This window comes from Micromonospora echinaurantiaca (assembly GCF_900090235.1).
Taxonomy (GTDB): domain Bacteria; phylum Actinomycetota; class Actinomycetes; order Mycobacteriales; family Micromonosporaceae; genus Micromonospora; species Micromonospora echinaurantiaca.
This window is the reverse complement of record NZ_LT607750.1, coordinates 2,648,227-2,671,497: the sequence shown is the minus strand read 5'-3', so window position 1 is coordinate 2,671,497 and position 23,271 is coordinate 2,648,227. Positions and strand designations below refer to the sequence as shown.

The window sequence follows — 23,271 nt, the reverse complement described above, 5'->3', positions numbered from 1 at the left end:
GGTGCGTACGGTCGAACTGGTCTGCTCGCCGGGGTTGGACGCCGCGGTCCGGGCCGCCTGGGCCCGGCTGGCCGCGGCGGGGCTGCCCAGCCTGGCGCGTAACACCCACCCGACCAACCGGCCGCACCTGACCCTGGCCGCGGCCGACGAGTTCCCGCCGGGCGCGGTGGCCCGGCTGACCGCGCTGGTCGACGCGGCGCTGCCGGTGCCGGCGCGGCTCGGCGAGGTCACCGTCCTGGACGGCAGCGCGCCGCTGGTCTGGCTGGTCGACCCCGGCGCCGAGCTGACCGCGCTGCACGCGGCGGTGTGGCGCGTCCTGGCCGACGCAGACGGGCGCAACCCGTGGCACGCGCCCCGGCGGTGGCGCCCGCACCTGAGCCTGGCGCTGCGGTTCCGCGACGCCGACGCGGGCCTGGCCCGGGCGGTGCTCGGCGACGCCCCGCCGGCCGGGGAGTTCGTCGCCGCGCGCAGCTACAACGGCGCGACCCGCACCGTCCACCCGCTCGGCACGCCGACCGGCTGATTCGTCGCGCCGGGTGGCCAGGGCGGCGCACCGCGCCGGCGCGACCGGACGGCGCCGTCGCCCGGGCGATCGGGCCGACCGTCGGCGGCCAAGCCGGCGGATCCAACCGTTCCGATCTTTTGCGGGGACGTTCCGCACGGTTTAATGCTCGGTAACTTGTGGCACACGCCACACTCGAGCCCCAGGAGCGCCGGCCATGCTGCAGGTGCGCAACCTCGAGGTCGTCTACGACGACGTGATGCTGGTGCTCCGCGGCCTGAGCATCACCGTCCCGCCCGGCGGGATCGTCGCGCTGCTCGGCGCCAACGGCGCCGGCAAGACCACCCTGCTGCGGGCCATCACCGGGCTGCTCGACATCCACCACGGCGAGGTGGTCCGCGGCGAGGTCACCCTGGACGGCCAGCCGCTGCACCGGCTGCGCCCGGCCGCGATCGTGCGCCGCGGCGTCGCGCAGGTGATGGAGGGGCGGCGGATCTTCGGCGAGCTGACCGTGGAGGAGAACCTGCGCCTCGGCGGGCACACCGACCCACGCCGGATCCCGGCCCGGCTCGACGAGGTGTACGCGCTCTTCCCGGTGCTGGCCGAGCGGCGCCGGCGCACCGCCGGCTACCTCTCCGGCGGCGAGCAGCAGATGCTGGCGATGGGCCGCGCACTGATGGCCGGCCCCCGCTACCTGCTGCTGGACGAGCCCAGCCTCGGCCTCGCCCCGCGCCTGGTCGAGCAGGTCCGCGAGCTGATCGTGCGGATCAACGCCGCCGGCACCGGCGTGCTGCTGGTCGAGCAGAACGCCGCCATGGCGCTCTCGGTCGCCGCGCACGGCTACGTGCTGGAGACCGGCCGGGTGGTGCTCGACAAGCCGGCCGCGCAGCTGCTCGCCGACGACGACGTGCGGGAGTTCTACCTGGGCCTGCACGCCGGCGCCGACACCGGCCGGCGTTCGTTCCGGGAGGTCAAGCACTACCGGCGACGGAAGCGGTGGTTGTCGTGAGCGACGAGATCCTGCGCTTCACCGACGTGCGGCTGAGCTTCGCCGGCGTCCGGGCGATCGACGGGGTGAGCTTCACTGTCGGCCGGCAGGAGCTGTTCGCTGTGATCGGGCCGAACGGCGCCGGCAAGACGTCGATCTTCAACGTGCTCTCCGGGGTCTACCGGCCGCAGGCCGGTCAGGTGGTCTTCGACGGCGTCGACCTGGTCGGCCGGCGCCCGCACCAGATCGCCGCGCTCGGGCTCGCCCGAACCTTTCAGAACGTCGAGCTCTTCGCCAACCTCACCGTGCTGGAGAACCTGCTGCTCGGCCGGCACCACCACATCCGGTACGGGCCGCTGGCGGCGGTGCTCTGGCGCGGCCGGGCCCGGCGCGCCGAACTGGCCGCCCGGGCCGCGGTGGAGGACATCGTCGACTTCCTGGAGCTGGAGCAGTGGCGGCGGATGCCGGTCGGGCTGCTGCCGTACGGGGTGCAGAAGCGGGTGGAGCTGGGCCGCGCGCTGGCCATGGAGCCGAAGCTGCTGCTGCTCGACGAGCCGGTCGGCGGGATGAACCTCGAGGAGACCGAGGACATGGCCCGCTACATCCTCGACGTCCGGGAGGAGCTGGGCATCCCGGTGGTGCTGGTCGAGCACGACATGGGCCTGGTGATGGACCTCGCCGACCGGGTGCTGGTGGTCGACTTCGGACAACCGGTGGCCACCGGCACCCCGGCCGAGATCCAGCACCACCCCGACGTGATCCGCGCCTACCTGGGGGAGGTGACCACCACGTGAGCGAGCGTCAGCGAGCGAATCATCGACACCGCCCGGCGGTGCCTCATGACGCCGCGGAGCGAAGCGGAGCGGCGGCATGAGCACCACCAGCGCGCCCACCAGCGCGCCCACCGGGGCGCCCGCCACCGGCGCCGCCGACGCCGCCGCCCCGACCATCGCCGCCCGGGTACGCGAGTGCGCCCGGGCCACCCCGCAGCGGGTGGCGCTGCGGGAGAAGATCCGCGGGATCTGGCAGGAGGTGACCTGGGCGGCGTACTGGGACACCGCGCAGACCGTGGCGCACGGCCTGCTGGCCCTCGGGGTGAGCCCGGGGGAGCGGGTAGCGGTGCTGGCCGAGAACCGGCGCGAGTGGCTCTGGACGGACGTGGCCGCCGTCGCCGTCCGGGGCGTCACCGTCGGGCTCTACCCGACCAACCCGGCCGCCGAGATCGGCTACCTGCTGGCCCACTCGGGCGCCCGGGTGCTCGTCGCCGAGGACCAGGAACAGGTCGACAAGGCCCTCGCGGTGCTCGACGACTGCCCCGACCTGGACCGCGTGGTCTATCTCGAACCGCGCGGCGTCCGGGGCCGCTACCGGCATCCGGCGCTGCTGTACTGGGACGACTTCCTGGCCCTCGGCGCCGCCCACCGGGTCGCCCACCCCGGCGCGGTGGCCGAGCTGATGGCCGCCGCCACCGACGCCGACCTGGCCACCCTGATCTACACCTCGGGCACCACCGGCCGGCCGAAGGGCGCGATGCTCACCGTCGCCAACGTCGACTTCGCGGTGCGGACGGTCACCGAGGGCGGCGGCCTGGCCGACCCCCCGCCCGGCCCGGACGACCTGCTCCTGTCCTACCTGCCGCTCTGCCACGTCGCCGAGCGGGTCTTCACCACCTGGAGCAGCGCCGGCGCCGGGGTGCAGGTGAACTTCGCCGAGTCGGTCGCCACCGTGCCGGCCAACCTGCGCGAGGTTCAGCCGACCATCCTGTTCGGGGTGCCCCGGATCTGGGAGAAGATCCTCGCCACGGTCACCATCCGGGTGGCGTCGGCGTCCCCGCTCAAGCGGGCGGTGGCCCGGTTCTGGCTGCGGGTCGCCGACCGGATCGGCGCCACCCTGGTGGCCACCGGCGGCCGGCACACCCCGGCCAGCCGGCTGGCGTACGCGGTGGGCTGGCTGTTCTGCTACCGGGCGCTGCGCGAGCGGATCGGGGTACGCCGGGTGCGCTACGCCGCCTCCGGCGCCGCCCCGATCGCCCCCGAGGTGCTGCGCTTCTTCATGGGCGTCGGGGTGCCGATGCACGAGGTGTACGGGATGACGGAGAACTCCGCCATCGCCACCGGCAACCGGCCCGGCCGGGTGAAGCTCGGCACGGTCGGCGAGCCGCAGCACGGCGTCGAGCTGCGCATCGACGAGACCACCGGGGAGATCCTCACCCGGCACCCCGGGGTCTTCGCCGGCTACCTGGACGACCCGGCCGCCACCGCGGCGGTGCTGGAGCCGGACGGCTGGCTGCACACCGGCGACATCGGCGAGTGGGTGGACGGCACGCACGTGCGGATCACCGGCCGGGCCAAGGACATCATGATCACCGCGGGTGGGAAGAACATCGGCCCGGCCGGCATCGAGAACGAGCTGAAGACGTCGCCGTACGTCAAGGAGGCCGTGCTGATCGGCGACCGCCGGCCCTACCTGGTCGCGCTGATCGGCATCGAGGCCGACACGGTCGGACAGTGGGCGCAGCGGCGCCGGCTGGCGTACACCACCTACCGCGACCTGAGCGCCAAGCCGGAGGTGGTCGACCTGATCCGCACCGTGGTGGACGAGGTCAACGCCCGGCACCCGCGGATCGAGCAGATCAAGCGGTTCCGGCTGCTGCCCAAGGAACTCGACCAGGACGACGGCGAGCTGACCGCGACCCAGAAGGTCCGCCGGGAGGCGGTCACCCGGGCCTTCGCCGCCCTGGTCGACGAGCTGTACGCGCCGGGCGGTGACCGGTGACCGAGCTGACCGAGAGCGTGCTGCGCGGGCTGGGCACCGGCAGCATCTACGCCCTGCTCGCGCTCGGCTTCGTGATCATCTACAAGGCCACCCGCGTGATCAGCTTCGCCCAGCCCGCGTTCATGCTGGCCGGCGTCGTCGCGGTCACCTACCTCGCCCCGGCCGTCGGCTTCTGGGCGGCGGTGCCGCTCGCGGCGGTCGGCACCGGCCTGCTCGCGCTCGGCGTCGAGCGCGCCGCCGTCCGGCCGATGGTGGGCCGGCCCGCGTTCGTGGTCGCCATCATCACCCTCGGCGTGGACGTCGCCGTCCGGGTGGTGGTCAACGCCTTCATCGGCCTGGACGTGCGGCACGTCGGCGACCCGTGGGGACTGCGCACCCTGTCACTGGGCCCGGTCGAGCTGCAACAGCGGCACCTGGCCGCGGTGACGGCCACCGGGCTGCTCGTCGCCGGCCTGTTCGCGTTCTTCCGGTTCACCCGCACCGGGCTGGCGATGCGGGCCGCCGCGCTCGACCAGGAGGCGGCGCTGGCGCACGGCGTGTCGGTCGGGGCGGTCTTCGCGGTCAGCTGGGCGCTGGCCGGCGGGCTGGCCGCGGTGGCCGGCACCTTCGCCGCCGCCGGTGCCAGCGTGGACGCCGCGCTCTGGCTGATCGCGCTGACCGCGCTCCCGGTGATCATCCTGGGTGGACTCGACTCGCTGCCCGGGGCGGTGGTCGGCGGGCTCGCCGTCGGCGTGCTCCAGGAACTCACCGCCACCTACGCCAACGACCTCGCCTGGCTCGGCGGCAACGTCTCGGTGATCACCCCGTACGTGCTGATGCTGGTCGTGCTGCTGGTCCGCCCGTACGGGCTGTTCGGCACCCGGGAGGTGGAGCGGGTTTAACGACTTCTCCGAATGTATTGGGAGATTCTTGGCTCAGACTGCACCCGACCGGCCGCCCCGTAGGGAGTTGATCGTATGTCTCACATCGTCAGCACCAACACGGTCGCGTTCTACCGTGGCGAGGATCACCCTCGCGGCGTTCAGGTCGCGTCCCGCGGTGTAGCCACAGTCGTTGCACCTGAAAGTCCTCATACCCAAACCGAGGCGGCTCTTGGCTCTCGAGCCGCATTCGGCGCAGGTCATTGTGGTGTAGGCGGGCGGCACCAACACCACCTTCCGGCCCGCCCGCATGCCACGTTCGATCAATTCTCGTTTCGCTGCGCCGATCGCGGCATCGGCGGCCTTGCGGGCCATTGTGGATTTGAAAAGCAAATTCGGCTTGAAGTCCTCCACAGCAATCAGCTGATGGCTGTCGATTACTCTCCTCGCCCATTGGCGCGCGTCGTGTGTGCTTTGCCGCGCAGCCTTCTTGTGCAGTCTGGCAGCGCGTCGCTTGGCGTCCAGGTAACCGCTGGATACGGGTTGGCCCTTAGGCCTGCGACGCCGGCTCATCCTTCGCTGCATCCTGGCCAATTCTGCGGCGCACCTCTTCCGGTGGCCGAGATACGGCAGGTCAAAGGCGGGGTTGGTGGTTGTGGCGGTGACGCTGACTCCCCAATCAACGCCGATGGATGCGGTAGCAGTTGGCACCACTTGTGCTTCCCGGCGCACCACGAAGGACGCGTACCAGTGTCCAAGGGTGTCCTGATAGACGCGAACGCTGGTCGGCTCGGAAGGGAGGTCCCGCGACCAGACCACGGGGATGCGGAGACCGCACGCAAGACGCAAGCGTCCGTCCCGGATGCTGAAGCCCCGGACCGTGTACTCAAGGCTCGGAAGACTTCGTTTGCGCTGCTTCACCTTTGGCGGGCGGCGACCCTTGATCAAAGAGGAATGGGCAAGCGCGAGAGCATAGTTTCGCAGGGTCTGCTGCTGGGCTACCTGCGAACCTTCACGCAGCCATCCGCATCGGGAGCGGGCTGCGGTAAGCATTTTGGAGAGTCTGCACAGGGTCGGCTTGTTACCGATCTTCTGCTGGTGGACGGCTTCGTTCCACAGGAACCGGCAGCGACCCCACTCGGCGTGCAATGCGGCGACCGCTGTTGCTCCAGGGCGCAACCGGTACGTGTACCGCACTATTTCTTGCACGAGGTGCTTCCTAGAAGGCGAGTATCCATGGGCTCTGCCTGGCCTGGTGTCCGGGCGAACGCCCAGGTCTGCTCACCGGAGCGTTTAACGACGAGCCCGAGGAGATGGCTCGAGAAGTGTACTGGGAGTACAGTCCTGCCGGGGCCCTCCATACGAGGCCCAACCATACCTCGCAGCATGTCCCTCCTAAGACCAGACGCGCCAAGCAGATCACGAGGGATTACCGCGGCAGCTACGACGGGGAGATCCCTTAGCTCAAGGCCGTTTAGCGATCCTGTGGACCGACTGCTACTTCACCGCACTCTCGGCCGTGCCAGGTTGGAGGCGCTAACGCTATGCCGACCACCATCCCGACGTCTGACCGCCCGGGCAGCGGCCGAAGCCGATGGATCCCCAGACGCCAACCGATGCGGGGTCGGCCGCTGCTGCGCACGTCGTACGCCCAGGATCTGGCGCTGCTGGACACCCCGGCCAAGCGGTGGTGGACCGGCGCACTGCTGCTGCTCGCGGTCGCGCTGCCCTTCCTGCTCACCGACGACCTGCTGCAACTGCTCGCGGTCTGCTGCGTGGCCGCGATCGGCGCGATCGGACTCGGCCTGGTCACCGGGTACGCCGGCCAGGTCTCCCTCGGCCACGCGTTCTTCCTCGGCATCGGCGCGTACACCGCGGCGGCGATCAGCGGCGACCCGGACGGCCGGGTGATCGGTCTCGGGGTCACCGACATCGCGGTCTGGCTGCCCGCCGCCGGCCTGGTGGCCGCGCTGGCCGGGGTGCTGGTCGCCCCGCTGGCCACCCGGCTGCGCGGGCTCTACCTCGCCATCGTCACCCTCGGCCTGGTCTTCATCGGCCAGCACGTGTTCAACGAGTGGTCGGCGCTGACCGGCGGCGCCGGGGTCGGCCGGCCGGCCGCCACCCTGGAGTTCCTCGGCCACCCGCTCGCGGTGACCGACGCCGCCGCCACCCGCGACCAGAAGCTGTACTGGCTGATGCTCGGCCTGCTCGTGGTCTTCGGGGTGGCCGCCCGGAACCTGGCCCGCTCGCGGATCGGGCGGGCGTTCACCGCCATCCGTGACCGGGACATCGCCGCCGGGGTGATCGGGGTGAACCTGCCCCGGTACAAGACCCTGGCGTTCGCCGTGTCGTCGGCGTACGCCGGCTGCGCCGGGGCGCTGCTCTACACCATCACCGGCTTCTTCGACCCGAGTTCGTTCAGCCTGCTGCTGTCCGTGCAGTACATCGCCATGGTGCTGATCGGCGGCGCGGGCACCATCTCCGGCGCGATCGCCGGGGCGTTCTTCATCACCCTGCTGCCCCGGCTCACCCGGGAGCTGCAGGCGTGGGTGCCGTTCATCAGCACCCAGCCGAACGAGGTGCCGAACGTCTTCCAGGTGGAGACGATCCTCTACGGCGTACTCATCATCGTCTTCCTGATCTTCGAACCGCGCGGGCTGTTCGGGCTCTGGGTCCGGGCCCGCGCCTACTGGAAGGCGTGGCCGTTCTCCTACTGACCCGAGCGAGGAAGCCATGGCACTACGGACGTCGCGGACCGCCCTCGGGGTGGCCCTGATCCTGCTGGCCGGCACGCTCACCGCGTGCCGTGGCGGGGACAGCACAACGGACGAATCCGGGTTGCGCACCGACGTCGGCGTCACCGCCGAGCCGTGCCCGGACGCGGTCGACCGCAACAAGGGCTGCATCTACCTCGGCATCATCTCCGACCTCACCGAGGGCCCGTTCCGGGCCCTCGCGGTGCCGATCACCGACGCGCAGAAGGCGTTCTGGAAGCGGGTCAACACCGCCGGCGGGATCGGCGACTACGAGGTGGACGTGACCCGGTACGTGCGGGACAACAAGTACAACCCGCAGACCCACAACCAGGTCTACCAGCAGATCAAGCCGAACGTGCTGGCGCTGGCGCAGAGCCTCGGCTCGCCCACCACCGGCGCCATCCTGGGCGACATGAAGGCGAGCAGCGTGATCGCCGCCCCGGCCGCCTGGACCTCCGGCTACGCCTTCGAGGACGTCATCATCGAGTCCGGCGCGAACTACTGCGTCGAGTCGATGAACGCGCTGGACTACGCCCGTGAGGCGTACGCGCCGAAGTCGGTGATGGCGGTGCACCTGGCCGGCGACTACGGCGACGACGCCGCGGCCGGGGTGAAGCTGGCCGCGCAGACGCTCGGGATGACCTTCACTGACGTCAAGACCGACTCCGGCGCCGACAAGCAGGCCGGCGCCATCCAGGCCATCCTCGCCGGCAAGCCGGACCTGGTGGTGCTCACCATGGGCCCGGCGGACGCGGCGACCATCGTCGGGCAGGCGGTGGCCCGCGGCTTCGCCGGCCGGTTCATCGGCACCAGCCCGACCTGGAACCCGGCGCTGCTGCAGAGCCCGGCCGCACCCGCGCTGCTGGCCCGCTACGAGCAGACCGCTCCGTGGAACACCTGGAGCACCGACACCCCCGGGCACCGGGCGCTGCGCGAGGCGTTGCCCGGGGTCACCCCGAACGACGGCTACACCTCCGGCTGGGTGTGGTCGTACCCGATGAAGGCGGCGCTGGCCAAGGCGGTGGCCGACGGCGACCTGACCCGGGCCGGCCTGCTCAAGGCGGTCAAGTCGCTGACCTCGGTGGACTACGAGGGGATGCTGCCGGCGACCGCCGGCAACTACGCCGCCGGGGCGAACGAGGGAGCGGTCCGGGTCACCGCTGTCTACAAGCCGGACAAGGCCAGCCCGACCGGGGTGAGCCAGGTCCGCGAGCTGTTCACCGGGCCGACCGCCGGGGGGTACAACCTGGACCGGCCCTGCTACGAGAAGCTCTGAGCCGACCGGGTCGGGCCCCCGCGCCGGCGGGGGCCCGACCGTCGGGTCAGCGGTGGAAGCGCAGGTAGTCGAAGGCGGCGGTGACCGGCGGCTGCGCGCCGCCGTGGGCGACCAGGCCGATCCGGGGCGTGGTGTCGGCGGGGAAGGTCCACACCCCGCCCCACGTCCAGTGCTCGCCGTCCCGGCTGGAGCCGGCCCGGAACTCGTGCTCGCCGGTGACCGGGTCGACCCGGTGTGCCAGCCGCAGCCAGGTGGTGGTGGCCGGGGTGCCGACGATGTTGCCGCCGTACACCGGCTGGCCGGCGAAGGGCAGTTCGTAGCCGTACTCCACCTGCCGGGTGTTCCAGATCGCCACCTGAGCCAGCCGGGCGAACCGGTCGTCGTCGACGTAGGCGACCAGGCCGGCCTGCTGGTAGTTGCGCACGGTCTCCTCGCCCAGGTCGAGGGTCACCTTCGTCTCCACCAGGTAGTCGCCGGCCGGCGCGTCGCGCAGCAGCACGCTCGCGGTGTTGCCGGTGCCGACCAGGTCGGCGGCCTGCGTCGGCCAGCGCAGCGCCCCGCCGGACACGGTGGCCGACGGGTCCGGCCGCACCCAGCTCCAGGCCGGGTCGAGGCCGTCGGTGAACTCGTCGGACCACCCGGTCAGCAGGGCGCCGGCCCGCGGCTCCGGTACGGCGTGGCGGGCCGGTCGGTGCAGCCGGGCCAGGCTGACGTTGTCGAACTCGGCGGCGCCGCCGGTCGCGGTCAGCCCGAGCCGCCCGGGCACCGGGCGGTCCAGCCGCAGCGCGACCGTGGCCAGCTGGTCGCCGAGCCGGGCCGGGCTCAGCTCGGCCACCAGCTGCCGGCCGCGTACCTCCACCGCCAGGTTGTGCCGGTCGGTCAGGCGATGGCCGGGCGGCAGCGCCGCGCTGGCGGTGCGGCCGCCGTCGCGGGCCACCAGCCGGCCGGCCGCCGCGTCGACGCGCACCTCGACCCGGCCGCCCAGGGTCAGCCCGGCCGCCTCGGCGCCGGTCAGCCGCAGGTCGGTCTCCGCCCGCACGTCGCCGCCGACGGTGGTACGGCTGGTCAGCGCGCCGCTGCCGGTGAGCCGGCCGTCGGCGACCCGCCAGTCGCCGGTGCCCCGCCAGCCGGCCAGCCCGGCGTCGAACCGCTCGTCCACCCGGCCGGTGGTCACCGGCGCGGGCCGCTCGCCGTCGGACGGGCCGGCGCCGGCGTTGACCGTCGGCCAGCCGCCGATCCAGTCGAGGCGGTCCAGCAGCATCGGCCGCTCGTTGATGCCGAACGGCTCGTCCAGGTACGGGTCGGCCCGGTCGAGCGCGTGGTAGACGATCCAGTCCTGGCCGGACAGGTCGGTGAGGAAGCCGTTGTGGCCGGTGCCGATCCACCGGTTGCCGTTCTGGGTGAGCACCGGCGTGCCGCCGGCCCGGGACGCGGTCAGCGGGATGCCGTCGCGGTCCACGAACGGGCCGCGCGGGCTCCGCGACCGGCCGACGTGGACGGAGTAGCCGGTGGCCGGGCCTGCGCAGCAGTTCGCCGTCGAGGCGAACAGGTAGTACCAGCCGTCGTGGCGCAGCACGTAGCCGCCCTCGAACTTGTTGTCGATCGCCACCAGGGTCGGCTGGCCGACCGCGCGCAGCCCGTCGGGGGAGAGCTCGGTGACCGAGATGCCCCCGTAGTAGCTGCCGTAGTAGAGGTAGCTGGTCCCGTCGACGTCGGTGAACTGGGACGGGTCGATGGTCCACAACCAGCCTCCGCCGCCGCCCGGGCGAGGCGCCACCACCGGCTCGTCGACGAAGGTCCACGGGCCGGTCGGGGTGGGCGCGGTCGCCGCGCCGATCGCGAAGTCGCTGCCCTCCGGGGAGACGGTGGTGTCGGTGACCGTCACGTACATGACGTAGCGGTCGCCGATCCGGCGCACGTCGGGGGCCCAGAAGCCGGCACCGGGCGCCGCGTACGGGGGCCGCTGGTCGGCGCCGAAGGCGTCCCCGACGTACTGCCAGTCGACCAGGTCGGCGGAGCGGGCGGTGGGCACCCGGTGGAACTGGCGCTCGCCCTCGCGCAGCGGGTCGGTGGTGCCGTAGGCGTACCAGTAGCCGTCGTCACCGCGCAGGACGACCGGGTCGGCGAAGGTGTCGGCGAACCCGGCCGAGACCGGGTTGCGGTAGTCGGCGTCGGTTCCGGCGACGGCCGGCGCGGACGCCGTCGCCGCCAGCAGCAGACCGAGCACGGCGGCGAGCGCGCCGCCACGACGGAGTTGTCCCATCAGACCTGCCTCGGGTGGGGGAATGTCGACGAGGGTCGCTCCGTCCGTTTCTACAACGATGGATACAACGTTGTAAAGAGTCGGTGACCGGTCGGTGGCCGCCGAACCGTGCCCGTGTCAGCATGGGCCGATGAGCGCCACCAGCACCGACGGCACGGCGCTGGCTCGCCTCGCCGGCCTGCTCGCCGACCGGACCCGGGCCAGCTTCTGCCTCGCCCTGCTCGACGGCCGGGCCTGGACGGCGGGCGAGCTGGCCCGCGCCGCCGCAGTCGCCCCGTCGACCGCGAGCGAGCACCTGGACCGGCTGGTCGCCGGCGGGCTGCTGGTCGAGGAGCGCCAGGGGCGGCACCGCTACCTGCGGCTGGCCGGGCCGTCGGTGGCCCAGCTGGTCGAGGACCTGGCCGGCCACACCCCCGCCGCCGCGCGGCCGGCCCGCTCGCTGCGCGCCGTGCGCGCCGACGCGGCCCTGGCGTACGCCCGCACCTGTTACGACCACCTGGCCGGCCGGCTCGGCGTGCTGCTGCGCGACACCATGCTGGCCCGGGGGCTGCTCGACGAGCGGGCCGGGCTCACCCTGACCCCGGCCGGGCGGGACTGGCTCGGTGGGCTCGACGTGCCGGTGGCCGCCCCCGGCCGGCGTCCGCTGTTGCGGGACTGCCTGGACTGGACCGAGCGACGCCCGCACCTGGCCGGCACGCTCGGCGCGGCGCTCTGCGGCCGGCTGTTCGACCTCGGTTGGCTCACCCGGGGCACCGGCCGCGCCGTCCGGCTGACCCCGGCCGGCGGGCCCGCCCTGGCCGGCGCGCTCGGCCTGACCGTCGCCGACCTCGCCCCGGTCGCCGCCCCGGACACCGGCGGCGGCCGCGCCTGACCCGGCACCGGTCGGGCACGGATCGGCCGCCGCGTGATCCACTCCGGTTGCGGAACATCGAGTCCTCCGGACGTCGTCGATACCGCGACATCGCGGAAGTCGGGTGGATCAGCCCGCTGGGTCGCGCGTACTTCGGCGGGGGCCGAACCGATCCGGCCCTACCGTCGGCCGGGTGACCGTCGTGACGAATCTCCTCGCCCCCGCCGCCGGCACGCCGCCGTGCGGCCCGCCCGTCCTCGACCCGGCCACCGGCTGGACGGTGACCCGGCACGCCGACGTCCGCGCCGCGCTGCTCGATCCGGCCTGCCAGGTGCCGGTCGCCCCACCCGGCCCGCCCGGGACCCTCGCCTGGCTACGCGGCACGGTGAGCCGGTTCAGCGCGCCCGAGACCCACCCGGGCCGCCGGGCGGCCGGCACGGCCATGCTGGCCGGACTCGACCCCGACGAGCTGCGCGAGGTGGCCGCCCGGCGCACCGGGGAAACGCTCGACCGGGCCGCCGACCGGCTGGACGTGATGGCCGCGCTCGCCCGCCGCGTACCGCTGCGGGTGCTGGCCGAGCGGCTCGGCCTGGCCGACCCGGACGCCGCCGTGCCGGCGGTGACCGCGGTCGCGGCCGCCTACCACCCCGGCGCCGACCCGGCCACGGTGCGGCGCGCGGACCGGGCGGTGGCCGCGCTGCTGGCGCTGACCCCAGCCGACGCGCCGGAGGTCCGGGCGAACCGGATCGGCCTGCTGGTCCAGGCCGCCGACGCCACCGCCGGCCTGATCGGCGCCGCCACCCGGCACGTGCTGGCCCGGCCGGCCGACGTGCCCACCGGCGACCTCGCCGAGGTGCTCCGGCTCGACCCGCCGGTACGCGGCACCCGCCGGGTCACCATCGCCCCGGTCCGGCTCGGCGGGCGGAAGCTGGCATCGGGCAGCCCGGTGCTGCTGCGTTTCGACGCCGCCAACCGGGACCCGGCGGTCTTCGCCGACCCGGACCACCTGCTGCCCGGCCGCCCGCACGCGGCGCTGACCTTCGGCGCCGGGCCGCGCGGCTGCCCGGGGGAGCGGCACGCGCTGGCGCTGGCCACCGGCGTGGTGGACGTGCTGCGCCGCCGCTGCCGGCCGGTGCCCGCGCCGGTTCCCCACGAACCGCACGTGCTGCTGCGCGTGCCGATCCGACTGGAGGTACACCCCCGATGACCGACCGCTTCGCCGCCTTCCACGCCCTGCACCACGCGGACCGGCCGCTGCTGCTGCCCAACGCCTGGGACCACGCCAGCGCCGCCGCGCTCGCCGCCCGCGGGCACCGGGCGATCGGGACCACCAGCCTCGGCGTCGCCGCGGCCGCCGGCCTGCCCGACGGCGCGGCCGCCACCCGGGCGGAGACGCTGCGGCTGGCCCGGCTGCTGGGCCGGCTCCCGGTGCTGCTCACCGTCGACGTGGAGGCCGGGTTCAGCGACGACCCGGCCGAGGTCGCCGAGCTGGCCGCCGAGCTGGCCGGGCTCGGGGTGGTCGGGATCAACGTCGAGGACGCCCGGGCCGACGGCGGCCTCGCCCCACCCGAGCTGACCGCCGCCAAGGTGGCCGCGGTCAAGGCGGCCGTGCCGGGCCTGTTCGTCAACGCCCGCACCGACACCTGGTGGCTGGGCACGCCCGACCCGCTGCCGGAGACGCTGCGCCGGGCCCGTGCCTACCAGGACGCCGGCGCTGACGGCGTCTTCGTGCCGGGCGTCGCCGACCCCGGCCTGATCGCCCGGCTGGCCGCCGCGATCGACGCCCCGCTCAACGTGCTGCTGTCACCCGGCGGCCCGGCTCCGGCGGAGCTGGGCGCGCTCGGGGTGGCCCGGGTGAGCACCGGCTCCCTGCTGTTCCGGGCCGCGCTGGCCGGCGCCCTCGCCGTGCTCGACGGCGCGGGCGTCCCGCCGGGGCTGCCCTCGTACGCCGAGACGCAGCGGCTGGTCGCGCCGTCCACCGGGTAGCGGTTCGTCCCCCGGCGGTCGCCTGGCAGCCGTCCTGACCGGCTCGTATCCCTTCGGAGGAAGATAGGAGGATTGTTCAGGCTTGACCTGGTCCGGCCGATTACGGTGTGCCGCAGAGGTTGCCGACCGTTGTCGTGACGGGAGAGAGGACCGACCCATGCGAGTGCCGAGCCGAAGCCCGGGACACCAGCCCGGTCCGCCCGCCGCGTCGACCGCACCGGCCCGCCGCCGGCCACCGGCCGGCCCGTCACGGCGGAGCCCGTCGCCCGGCCCCGACCTGACCGCCTACCGCGCCGCCGTGGCCGAGCTGCTGGTCGAGGTCGGCGCGCTGGCCACGGCGCCCTCCACCGCGGCCCGGCAGGTGCTGATCGACGCCCGGCTGCGCGAACCGGCGATCGCGGCGGTGCTCGACGCCACCCCGCAGGGCTTCGTCGGCGCCCGCGAGACGCTGCTGCTGGAGATGGCCCGCTACCAGCCGAACGAGCGCAGCTCCGCCGCCGACCTGACCGCCCTGGTCCGGATCTACCTGCTCTCCCGCATCGACGTGATGTGGTGGCGGGACGCGCCCACCTACCTCACCGACGCGCAGGTCAACGCCAGCCCGGAACTGGTGGACCTGGAGTGGCTGCGCCGGCGGGACCTGCTCCGCTTCCGCTACCAGGAGCAGCCGGCCACCCTCCTCGGGCGGGGGGTGCGGGCGCTGCGCCGCAGACTGCGGCCGGACGCCACCCCGCGTACCGCTGGGCTGCTGTTCCGGCGGGCCCGGCGGGAGATGGTCGCCTTCCTCAACGACGTCGCCCGCGAGTTCGCCGCCAGCACCCCGGCGGGCACTCCGCCGCTCTGGGTGACCAGCCTGGTCCGCAGCGCCGAGCACCAGTACCGGCTGCGCCGCCTCGGCTACGCCGCCATGGTGCCCAGCGGGCACTGTCTCGGCTGGGCGGTCGACGTGGAACTGGCCTGGTACGAGCGGTTCGGCGTCCGGGAGACCCTCGGTGGGCTGCTGCTGGCCCGGCAACAGGCCGGCGAGGTCAACGTGGTCGACGAGGGCCAGGCGTGGCACCTCTGCCTCGCTCCCGGCGCCCGTCGGCGGCTGCGCCGGGCGTACGAGGCCGAGATGGGGATCTGACCGATGTGCGCCATCGTGCTGAGCCTCGGCCCGGAGGCCGACCCGGCGATCTTCCGGCGGATGCTGACGGTCCTCGCCCCGCGCGGCGAGGTCACCGAGACCCGGTACGAGAACGGCCTGCTCGCCGGCGTCCGGCGGCTGCGGGTGGTGGACCGGGAGCGGGCGGTGCAGCCGTGGACCTCGGCCGACGAGCGGTGGGTGCTCTGCTACAACGGCGAGGTCTTCAACCACCACGAGCTGCGCGGGGAGCTGACGCGGCTCGGGTACCGGTTCCGCAGCCTCAGCGACACCGAGGTGGTGCTGGCCGCGTTCCTGCACTGGGGCGAGCGGATGGTGACCCGGCTGCGTGGGGAGTACGCCTTCGCGGTGGTCGAGCGGGCCACCGGCCGCGCGTACCTGGTCCGCGACCCGCTCGGCGTGAAGCCGCTCTACTGGACCCGCACCCCCGGCTGCCTGCACCTGGCGAGCGAGGTCAAGGCGCTGGTCGGGCACGGCACCCAGATCGCCGAGGTGCCGCCCGGGCACCACGGCTGGGTCGACGCCGACGGGCAGCTGCGGCTGCGCCCGTACCTCGACCTGCTCCGGCTGGGTGAGGGGCTGCCGGTGGTGGACGACCCGGATGAGGCCGCCCTGCTCGTCCGTGCCGCCCTCACCGACAGCATCCGGGTCCGGGTGGACACCGACCTCACCGTGGGGGTGGTGCTCTCCGGCGGGTTGGACAGCTCGCTGGCCCTGCTGCACGTCCGCGAGCTGCACCCGGACTGCGTCGCGGTCACCGTGGGCGTGCCGGAGAGCCCCGACGTGGCGTACGCCCGGCGGCTCGCGGTCGACCTGGGCGTGCCGCACGAGGTGGTCGAGCTGCGCCCGCGCGACATCCGGCTGGCCGACATCCGGGAGGCGATCCGGATCTCCGAGCTGACCGAGTACGGCGACATCATCAACGCGGTCGTCTCGGTGCCGATCTTCCGCCGGCTGCGGGAGCTGGGCGTCAAGGTGGTGCTCACCGGCGACGGGTCGGACGAACTGTTCGGCGGCTACCCGATGTACCACGAGGTGGGCCCGGAGGCGTCCCGCCGGCTCTTCCTGCACAAGATCCGCAACCTGTGCCGGACCGAGTTGCAGCGGGTCGACCGGGCCAGCATGGGACACGGGGTGGAGGCCCGGGTGCCGTTCCTCGACCTGAACCTGGTGGAGCTGGCGATGCGGCTGCCGGTCGCGCTGAAGCTGCGCGAGGGCCAGGAGAAGTGGATCGTCCGGCGGGCCTTCGCCGACCTGCTGCCCGACTACGTGCGGCGGCGGCCGAAGAACCCGATGTCGTACTCGTCGGGGCTGCACGAGCGGGCCCGGCTCTACAAGCCGCTCTTCGCCCGGCTGCACCGCCAGTACGGCTACCACCTGCTGGAGCCGGTCCGCCGGGACTTCGACACCGTGCTCACCCGCTGCGGCAACGACCTGGACCGGGCCATCGCGGCGGGCCGGGCGCGACCGGACTACACAGTGCTGGAGCACGCCCGCGACCTGGTCGGCGCGGCGAGGTGGAACGCCGCCCCGATGGTGCGTCGGCTGGTCGGCCCGCGCCGCACCCGTGGCGACGAGGAGGCGCCGCTGCCGGGCTGAGCTGACGCGTCCGGGGTTGACTCTGACACGGTGTCAGCGCCGACCGTAGGGAGCGCCATGTTCAGCATCGGAGACTTCGCCAGGTTGGGCCGGGTGTCGGTGCGGATGCTGCGCCACTACGACAGCATCGGCCTGCTCCGCCCGGCCGCCGTCGACCCGCACAGCGGATACCGCTACTACACCGCCGAGCAGCTGCGCCGGCTCAACCGGGTGATCGCCCTGAAGGAGCTGGGTCTCACCCTGGCCCAGGTGCAGGCGATCCTCGACGACGCCGTGGACGTCGCCGAGCTGCGCGGCATGCTGCGGCTGCGCCGCTCGCAACTGGAGGCGCAGCTGGCCGCGGACACCGCCCGGCTGGCCGGGATCGAGGCGAGACTCCGGATGATCGAGACGGAGGGTCGGATGACCACCCAGGACGTCGTACTCAAGCCGATCGCGCCGGTGCGCCTCGCGGAGCTGAGCGCCACCGCGCCCAGCTACCAGACCGAGGACATCGGCCCGGTGATCCAGCCGCTCTACCCGGAGCTGTTCCGCCGGCTGGAAGCCGCCGGCATCCGGCCGAGCGGACCGGGCATCGCCTGGTACGCCCCGGCCGGCGAGCCCGGCGGCGAGGCCGTCGTGGTGCACGCCGGGGTGACCGTCGACGTCGACCCCGATCCGGCGGCCGGTGTCGCGGTGGTCGACCTGCCCGCGGTGCCCGCCGCGGCGACCGTCATCCACCACGGCCCGATGGACGAGGCGGAGCAGAGCATGCAGGTGCTCGCCCGCTGGATCGAGGAGAACGGCTACCGGGCCGACGGGTTCGCCCGGGAGGTCTACCTGGACTACTGCCCGGACGCGCCGGAGAAGGGCGTCACGGAGCTCCAGCTCCCCGTCCGGCACGGCTGACCGACCCCACCGCCGGCCGCCCGCCGTGACGGTGGGCGGCCGCCGCCCGGCGCTCAGCCGTCGGCGGCCGGTCGGCTGGTCGCGCCGCGGATCCGGGCCACCAGCTGCTCCAGCACGGCGACCTCCGCGCGCAGCGCGGCCCGGCCCTGCCGGGTCAACCGCACCCAGGTGCACGGCCGGCGGCCCTCGTAGCCCTTGGTCACCTGGAGCAGCCCGGCCTCCTCCAGGATGCGCAGGTGCCGGTTGAGGTTGCCGTCGGTCAGCCCGAGCTCGTCGCGCAGGACCGCGAACCGGCACTCGTGCGCCTCGCTCAGCACGGTGAGGATGCCCAGCCGTACCCGCTGGTGGACGACGTCGTCCAGGGCCGTGGCGGGGTGCGGTGGCTGCTGCCGCGTCACGCGCGGCCCGGGCGGCGGCCGGACATCAGCCGGACGGCGGCGACCGCGAGCAGGGGGAGTGCCATCAGGACAAGATAGTGGCCGGGCCGCAGCCCGAGCTGGCCGCCGAGGCCGTCGCCGCCGACCAGTCGGCCCGCCCAGCCGGGCAGCGTGCCCAGCGGGAACGAGGTGCACAGCCAGGCCGTGAGCAGGGCCATCCACACGCCCGCCGCGGTGAGGCCGGCGCTGCGCTCGGCCCGGCCGAGCACCACGACCGCGGCCGCGAGCGGCAGCAGCGGGGTGAGCAGCCCGGACCAGTACGGCCCGTCGGCAACGGTGAGCCCGTCCGGCACCGGCCCGGTCGGCACCGCGGCGAGCACGGCCAGCAGGGCCAGCACCCCGAGCCCGGTGCCGGCGACGAGCGGCCACGCGACCCGTACGCCGAGCCGACGGGCGCGCCAGCGGTACCACAGGCCGATGCCGGCGAACAGCAGCGGCGTGCCGACGAACCAGAACGTGTAGGAGGCCACCGGGCTGCGCTGCTCGTCGGGCAGCCCCGCCCACCAGGGATGCTCGGCCACGATGGCGGTGGGGGCGGCCAGCGGGTGCCGGTAGAGCGCCACGCTGGCCAGCAGCAGCGCGGCGATGCCGAGGGCGGGCAGCCAGGCGCCGCCGTGGACGCGCCGGTGGGTGCGTCGGCGCAGCCGCTCCAGGGCGGCGAGGGTGTCTTCGGCCTGATCGGTGCCGGGCTCCATGGCGTACTCCTGTCTGGCTTTGCGACAGCGATAACCTTTGCGACAGCGATAACTCTGCAAAGCAAAGTCTATGGCCGGCGCACCGCGCTGGCAACACCGCCCACTCGGGACCGGCCGCGCTGCCGGGACCTCGGACGGGCGGGTCGGGCGGCCGCCGGCACGGCAGCGAAGCGGCACCAGCGTGCGCCGGCTCGCTCGCCAACGGGCGCGGCGTGCGCCGGCCGGCTCGCCAGCCGGTGGGGCGTGGCCGGCGCCGGCCGGGGTAGTAGCCGGACATGGCGGGACTGGACGTGCTGGTGGTCGGGCAGGTGGCCCGGGATCTCGTGCTGCTGGTGGACGAGGTGCCGCCGGCCGGCAGCACCGCGCCGGTGCGCCGGCGTCGGGAACTGCTCGGCGGCAAGGGCGCCAACCAGGCTGTCGCGCTGGCCCAGCTCGGCGCCCGGGTCGGGCTGCTCGGGGTGGTCGGCGACGACGAGGTGGGGGAGCGGCTGCTCGCCCGGGCCCGCGCCGACGGCGTGGACGTCGGTCCGGTGGTACGCCGGTCCGGCACTCCCACCGGGCTGATCGTCGACCTGGTCGACCGGGCGGCCCGTTGGCGCTACCTGGAGGACCTGCCCGAGCCGACCCTGCTCGCCCCCGAGGACGTCGCCGGAGCCGCCGACGCGCTGCGCGGCGCCCGGGCCGTGCTGGTGCAGTTGCAGCAGCCACCGGCGGCGGCGCTCGCCGCCGCCCGGACCGCCCGGTCGGCCGGGCGGCTGGTGGTGCTCGACGGGGCGCCCGAGGATCGGGCCGCCGCCGACGAGCTGCTGGCGCTCGCCGACGTGCTGCGCGCGGACGCCCGCGAGGTCGGGCTGCTCACCGGCGACGAGCCGACGGACGCCGACGGCGGCCTCGCGGCCGGGCGGAAGCTGCTGCGGCGCGGCCCGTCGCTGCTGGCCGTCGAGGTGGCCGGGGCCGGCAACGCGTTCGTCTGGCCGGACGGGGAGGTGTTCGTGCCGCTGAGCGAGACGCCCACGGTGGACGACACCGGTGCCGGGGACGCGTTCGTCGCCGCGCTCACCCTCGGGCTGCTCCGCGACGAGCCCCGCGACCGGGTGGCCCGGTACGCCGTCGCGGCCGCCGGCGCCACCGTCGGCCACCCGGGCGGCCGTCCGGCGCTGACCCCCGAGGCGATCCAGGAGCAGCTCGACCGGATCCCCGACCGCTGATCCGGCGGCGAGAGCGCGACGCCACGCCGCCGCGGCCGAGCACCGCAGTCGAGCGGCGCGGTCGACCGCCGTGCCGATCCCGCGCCCCGGCCGCCCCGAACAGCTCGCCGTGGCGGGCGGCCGCCGGGAACGGGGGTCAGCTCACCGGCAGCTGGTAGCGCCGCTCGGCGCCGCCGCTGGCGGTGGTCAACCGGACCTCGCCGCTGCGCAGGCCGTACGTCACCGACCAGCGGGTGTGCCCCTGGCGGACGTCGGTGAGGATCCCGTGGGCGGCGGACGCGTCGGCCACCCCGCCGGTGCGGCTGAGCGCCTCGGCGATCACCCGGTACCGGTGGTCCTCCCGGCGGCGCTGCTCCGGCACCCCGGCGACCGGCACGTTGGTCAGCGCCTGCCAGCCGCCCGATCCCCGCTCCACCCGCAGCCGGCCGTCGGTGAACTCGACCACCACGGAGGCGCCGGTGGCGTCGGCGATGAGGTAGTGCAGCGGCGGCCCGCCGTCGAAGTCCACGTTGTAGCGGTGGAACACGGCGACCGCCTCGTCCACCGTGGCCGCCTGGTCGAGCACCAGCCGCAGGATGCGCACCGACCCGACGGTCGGCTTGGCCGGGTCCCGGTCGGCCCGGGCGCCGTCGTCGGCGGCCAGCCCCACCGCCAGGCCGCGTTCGTTCATGCCGTCGAAGGGCAGCAGCGGGGCGTTGAGCAGCCGCCGGTCGCCGCTCGGGTCGGCCGCGACGCCGAGGTAGGACATGTCCACCACGGAGATGCTCGCGTAGCCGTCCGGCGGGTCGGTGCGCAGCACCATCGCCGGGTTGGCGTCCCAGTCGAAGTTGCGAGCGAACAGCGGCCGGCCCGGGTTGCCCGCGGCGACGAAGAGCGAGCAGCCGAACGGCTTCGTGGTCGGGCTGGCGTCCGTACCCACCGTCGGGTCGTACGCCCCGACGTAGGTCATCTCGTACAGCGGCAGGTCGTCGACCTTGCGCAGGCTGGTCAGGGTCTGCTCGACCTGGCCCGGATCCTGCCGGGAGGCGACGGGCGTCCCGGTCACGGCCGGCGCGGCCGGTGCGCGGCCGGCCGGGTCGGGTGTGGAACAGGCGGTCATGGCCAGCATCAGGGCGACGCCGGCGCCCCACAGAGTCCTCCGCATATCTGTTGAACGCTAGGGCAGCGATAGATGGTTGTCCACCGGCCCGGTTTTCGGCCCGCGGCGGCCGGGTACCTGAACCGCCACGAACGAGAGGCAGGTGGCATGAAGCGCAACGAATACCACGTCGTACCGAACGGTGGCGGCTGGAAGGTCGAGCGGGGCAACCAGGTGGTCGGCACCTTCGACACCAAGCAGCGCGCCGTCGAGGCGGGCCGCGAGGCGGCGCACGGCAACGAGCCGAGCCAGCTCGTCGTGCACACCGCCGACGGGAAGATCGAGACGGAGTACACCTACCAGGGCGACCCGTACCCGCCGGCGGGCTGAGGCGACCGCCGCCCCGCGTACGTGACCGGGCCCGGCCCCCCCCGAGCGGGGACCGGGCCCGGTCTGTCGCGTGGGTTACCAGCCCAGGTAGCGCGGCTGGGTCTGCACGTTCAGCTCCCGGTACCGGACCAGTTCCGCCGTCCAGGTCCGCCAGTCGGTCAGCTTCAGCACGTCGAAGCCCTTGGCGATGTCGTTGGAGTAGATGTAGCCGTTGTAGTAGTACGCGGACCACGAACCGCCGCCTACCGGCGCCTCCGTCGAGATCGGACCGCGCTCCCAGAAGGCGATCTCCTTCGGGTTGGCCGAGTCGGTGAAGTCCCACACCGACACGCCGCCCTGGTACCACGCCTGGACCATGATGTCCCGCCCGAGCACCGGGATCAGCGATCCGTTGTGCGCCACGCAGTTCTCGGTGTCGGCGTTGGTGCGGGGGATCTTGAAGTAGCTGCGGAAGACCATCGTCCGGTTGTCGCCGCGGCCGGTGATGTCGTAGATGGCGTCCGCGCCCCGGTTCGGCCCGACCGTCTCGTTGCAGGTGGCGGCGCCGCCGCCGCCCAGCTCGTCGGTGAAGACCACCTTGGTGCCGGCGTTGTTGAAGGTGGCCGAGTGCCAGAACGCGAAGTTGGTCGTGTCCCGCACCCGGTTGATCACCCGGGGCGCCTCGCGGTCGCGGATGTCCATCAGGATGCCGTCGCCCATGCACGCGCCCGCGGCCAGGTCCTTCTGCGGGTACGCCGTGATGTCGTGGCAGCCGCTGGTCGCCGACTTCTCGCCCGGCACGCCCTCGTAGCCGCCGTCCGGGAAGAGGTTCGGCGTGGCCACCACCGCCGCCTCGGTGGGCTTCTTCAGCGGCACCTTGACGATGGAGATGGAGTCGTGCGGCGGCTGGCAGTCCGGGAACTCCGCCCGCGGGCTGTACGAGGAGACGTACAGGTAGACGGAGCGGTTGTCCTTGGCCGGCACCAGCGTGTGGGTGTGCGAGCCGCAGGCCGTCTCCACCGACTTGATGTAGCGCGGGTTGGCCTTGTCCCGGATGTCGAAGATCTTGATGCCCTCCCACGACTCCTTCTCCGTCGCCGGCAGGCCGGTGCTGTTGCACGAGTCGTCGCTGCGGGGCGAGTCGGTGGAGAGGAAGAGCAGGTCGTCGTGGACGGAGATGTCGTTCTGCGAACCGGGGCAGAACACCGACGCCACGACCGTCGGCGCGCTGGGCCGGGAGATGTCCCAGACGACGAAGCCGTTGTAGTTGCCGGCGAACGCGTACCTGCCCTGGAACGCCAGGTCGCTGTTGGTGGCGTCCAGCGGGGCCTGCTTGGGCAGGTTGGTGATCAGTCGCAGGTTGGGACTGCTGACGATCTCGTCGACGCCGGGGATGGTGTTGGTGGTGTCCACTGTGCCGGCCGATGCCGGCTGCGGCGCCACACTGGCGCTGCTCGGTGGTGCGGTCACGACGCTGGCCAGGAGCAACCCGGCCGCGGCCAGGCTGACGACCCTGAACCGCCGGGTCCGCGGCGAGGGGAATCTGATCATCGGCGAGCCCTTCGCAAGGGGGGTGACGATTGTCCACACCTTACCG

21 protein-coding genes are annotated in these 23,271 nt (G+C 73.8%); 15 read left to right on the top strand and 6 right to left on the bottom strand.

The window, feature by feature from the left end; genetic code table 11:
- Position 1: 1 nt before the first annotated feature.
- The 5 genes from GA0070609_RS12285 to GA0070609_RS12265 all read left to right on the top strand — a co-directional run bounded on the left by GA0070609_RS12285 (position 2) and on the right by GA0070609_RS12265 (position 5,146).
- Positions 2-523, top strand: coding sequence for a 2'-5' RNA ligase family protein (locus tag GA0070609_RS12285; RefSeq protein WP_088993935.1), 522 nt, complete (start codon positions 2-4; stop codon positions 521-523).
- A gap of 196 nt (positions 524-719) precedes the next feature.
- Entirely contained in the window at positions 720-1,511 is a 792-nt protein-coding gene (locus tag GA0070609_RS12280; RefSeq protein WP_088993934.1) for an ABC transporter ATP-binding protein, read from the top strand.
- On the top strand, positions 1,508-2,284 hold the full coding sequence (locus GA0070609_RS12275) for an ABC transporter ATP-binding protein (RefSeq protein WP_231928640.1): 777 nt from the start codon (positions 1,508-1,510) through the stop codon (positions 2,282-2,284). The genes GA0070609_RS12280 and GA0070609_RS12275 overlap by 4 nt, the downstream gene beginning before the upstream one ends.
- Before the next feature lie 76 nt (positions 2,285-2,360).
- The gene (locus GA0070609_RS12270; protein ID WP_088993932.1) at positions 2,361-4,265 is read left to right on the top strand and encodes an AMP-dependent synthetase/ligase; all 1,905 of its coding nucleotides are present in this window, start codon (positions 2,361-2,363) and stop codon (positions 4,263-4,265) included.
- On the top strand, positions 4,262-5,146 hold the full coding sequence (locus GA0070609_RS12265; protein ID WP_088993931.1) for a branched-chain amino acid ABC transporter permease: 885 nt from the start codon (positions 4,262-4,264) through the stop codon (positions 5,144-5,146). The genes GA0070609_RS12270 and GA0070609_RS12265 overlap by 4 nt, the downstream gene beginning before the upstream one ends.
- Before the next feature lie 33 nt (positions 5,147-5,179).
- Here GA0070609_RS12265 and GA0070609_RS12260 read toward each other — a convergent pair whose 3' ends face one another.
- Positions 5,180-6,322 carry an RNA-guided endonuclease InsQ/TnpB family protein gene (locus GA0070609_RS12260; RefSeq protein WP_197700259.1) on the bottom strand — a complete coding sequence of 381 codons (1,143 nt, stop codon included), beginning with the start codon at positions 6,320-6,322 and terminating at the stop codon, positions 5,180-5,182.
- A gap of 419 nt (positions 6,323-6,741) precedes the next feature.
- Here GA0070609_RS12260 and GA0070609_RS12255 point away from each other — a divergent pair, with 419 nt between their 5' ends.
- Positions 6,742-7,842 carry a branched-chain amino acid ABC transporter permease gene (locus GA0070609_RS12255; protein ID WP_088993929.1) on the top strand — a complete coding sequence of 367 codons (1,101 nt, stop codon included), beginning with the start codon at positions 6,742-6,744 and terminating at the stop codon, positions 7,840-7,842.
- Positions 7,843-7,858: 16 nt separating this feature from the next.
- Complete coding sequence (locus tag GA0070609_RS12250) at positions 7,859-9,157, top strand: ABC transporter substrate-binding protein (RefSeq protein WP_088993928.1); 1,299 nt, start codon at positions 7,859-7,861, stop codon at positions 9,155-9,157.
- A 46-nt stretch (positions 9,158-9,203) separates the two neighbouring features.
- Here GA0070609_RS12250 and GA0070609_RS12245 read toward each other — a convergent pair whose 3' ends face one another.
- The gene (locus GA0070609_RS12245; protein ID WP_088993927.1) at positions 9,204-11,420 is read right to left on the bottom strand and encodes a family 43 glycosylhydrolase; all 2,217 of its coding nucleotides are present in this window, start codon (positions 11,418-11,420) and stop codon (positions 9,204-9,206) included.
- A 130-nt stretch (positions 11,421-11,550) separates the two neighbouring features.
- On the opposite strand from GA0070609_RS12245, the gene GA0070609_RS12240 reads away from it, so the two are divergent.
- From GA0070609_RS12240 to GA0070609_RS12215, 6 genes are all read left to right on the top strand, one after another.
- A complete protein-coding gene (locus GA0070609_RS12240) occupies positions 11,551-12,291 on the top strand; it encodes an ArsR/SmtB family transcription factor (protein ID WP_088993926.1) in 741 nt (246 codons plus the stop codon).
- A 172-nt stretch (positions 12,292-12,463) separates the two neighbouring features.
- Positions 12,464-13,477: a cytochrome P450 gene (locus GA0070609_RS12235; RefSeq protein ID WP_231928639.1), complete on the top strand. Its 1,014-nt coding sequence runs from the start codon at positions 12,464-12,466 to the stop codon at positions 13,475-13,477.
- Positions 13,474-14,256: an isocitrate lyase/PEP mutase family protein gene (locus GA0070609_RS12230; RefSeq protein WP_088993925.1), complete on the top strand. Its 783-nt coding sequence runs from the start codon at positions 13,474-13,476 to the stop codon at positions 14,254-14,256. Before GA0070609_RS12235 ends, GA0070609_RS12230 begins: the two co-directional genes overlap by 4 nt.
- 157 nt (positions 14,257-14,413) lie before the next feature.
- Entirely contained in the window at positions 14,414-15,382 is a 969-nt protein-coding gene (locus GA0070609_RS12225) for a DUF5715 family protein (protein ID WP_088993924.1), read from the top strand.
- Positions 15,383-15,385: 3 nt separating this feature from the next.
- On the top strand, positions 15,386-16,999 hold the full coding sequence (locus tag GA0070609_RS12220) for an asparagine synthetase B family protein (protein WP_088993923.1): 1,614 nt from the start codon (positions 15,386-15,388) through the stop codon (positions 16,997-16,999).
- Positions 17,000-17,056: 57 nt separating this feature from the next.
- On the top strand, positions 17,057-17,887 hold the full coding sequence (locus GA0070609_RS12215; RefSeq protein WP_088993922.1) for a MerR family transcriptional regulator: 831 nt from the start codon (positions 17,057-17,059) through the stop codon (positions 17,885-17,887).
- 53 nt (positions 17,888-17,940) lie between these two features.
- Here the strand turns inward: GA0070609_RS12215 and GA0070609_RS12210 are convergent, their stop codons facing one another.
- Together GA0070609_RS12210 and GA0070609_RS12205 are read right to left on the bottom strand one after the other, a co-directional pair.
- Complete coding sequence (locus GA0070609_RS12210) at positions 17,941-18,285, bottom strand: winged helix-turn-helix domain-containing protein (RefSeq protein ID WP_088993921.1); 345 nt, start codon at positions 18,283-18,285, stop codon at positions 17,941-17,943.
- Entirely contained in the window at positions 18,282-19,019 is a 738-nt protein-coding gene (locus GA0070609_RS12205; RefSeq protein ID WP_088993920.1) for a hypothetical protein, read from the bottom strand. The genes GA0070609_RS12210 and GA0070609_RS12205 overlap by 4 nt, the downstream gene beginning before the upstream one ends.
- Positions 19,020-19,294: 275 nt before the next feature.
- On the opposite strand from GA0070609_RS12205, the gene GA0070609_RS12200 reads away from it, so the two are divergent.
- A complete protein-coding gene (locus GA0070609_RS12200) occupies positions 19,295-20,227 on the top strand; it encodes a PfkB family carbohydrate kinase (RefSeq protein ID WP_088993919.1) in 933 nt (310 codons plus the stop codon).
- A 136-nt stretch (positions 20,228-20,363) separates the two neighbouring features.
- Here GA0070609_RS12200 and GA0070609_RS12195 read toward each other — a convergent pair whose 3' ends face one another.
- On the bottom strand, positions 20,364-21,371 hold the full coding sequence (locus GA0070609_RS12195; protein ID WP_088993918.1) for a linear amide C-N hydrolase: 1,008 nt from the start codon (positions 21,369-21,371) through the stop codon (positions 20,364-20,366).
- A 102-nt stretch (positions 21,372-21,473) separates the two neighbouring features.
- On the opposite strand from GA0070609_RS12195, the gene GA0070609_RS12190 reads away from it, so the two are divergent.
- Positions 21,474-21,695, top strand: a complete 222-nt coding sequence (locus tag GA0070609_RS12190; RefSeq protein WP_157748121.1) for a DUF2188 domain-containing protein — start codon at positions 21,474-21,476, stop codon at positions 21,693-21,695.
- 75 nt (positions 21,696-21,770) lie between these two features.
- On the opposite strand, the gene GA0070609_RS12185 is transcribed toward GA0070609_RS12190, so the two are convergent.
- Positions 21,771-23,225, bottom strand: coding sequence for an LVIVD repeat-containing protein (locus GA0070609_RS12185; protein WP_088993916.1), 1,455 nt, complete (start codon positions 23,223-23,225; stop codon positions 21,771-21,773).
- Positions 23,226-23,271 lie beyond the last annotated feature (46 nt).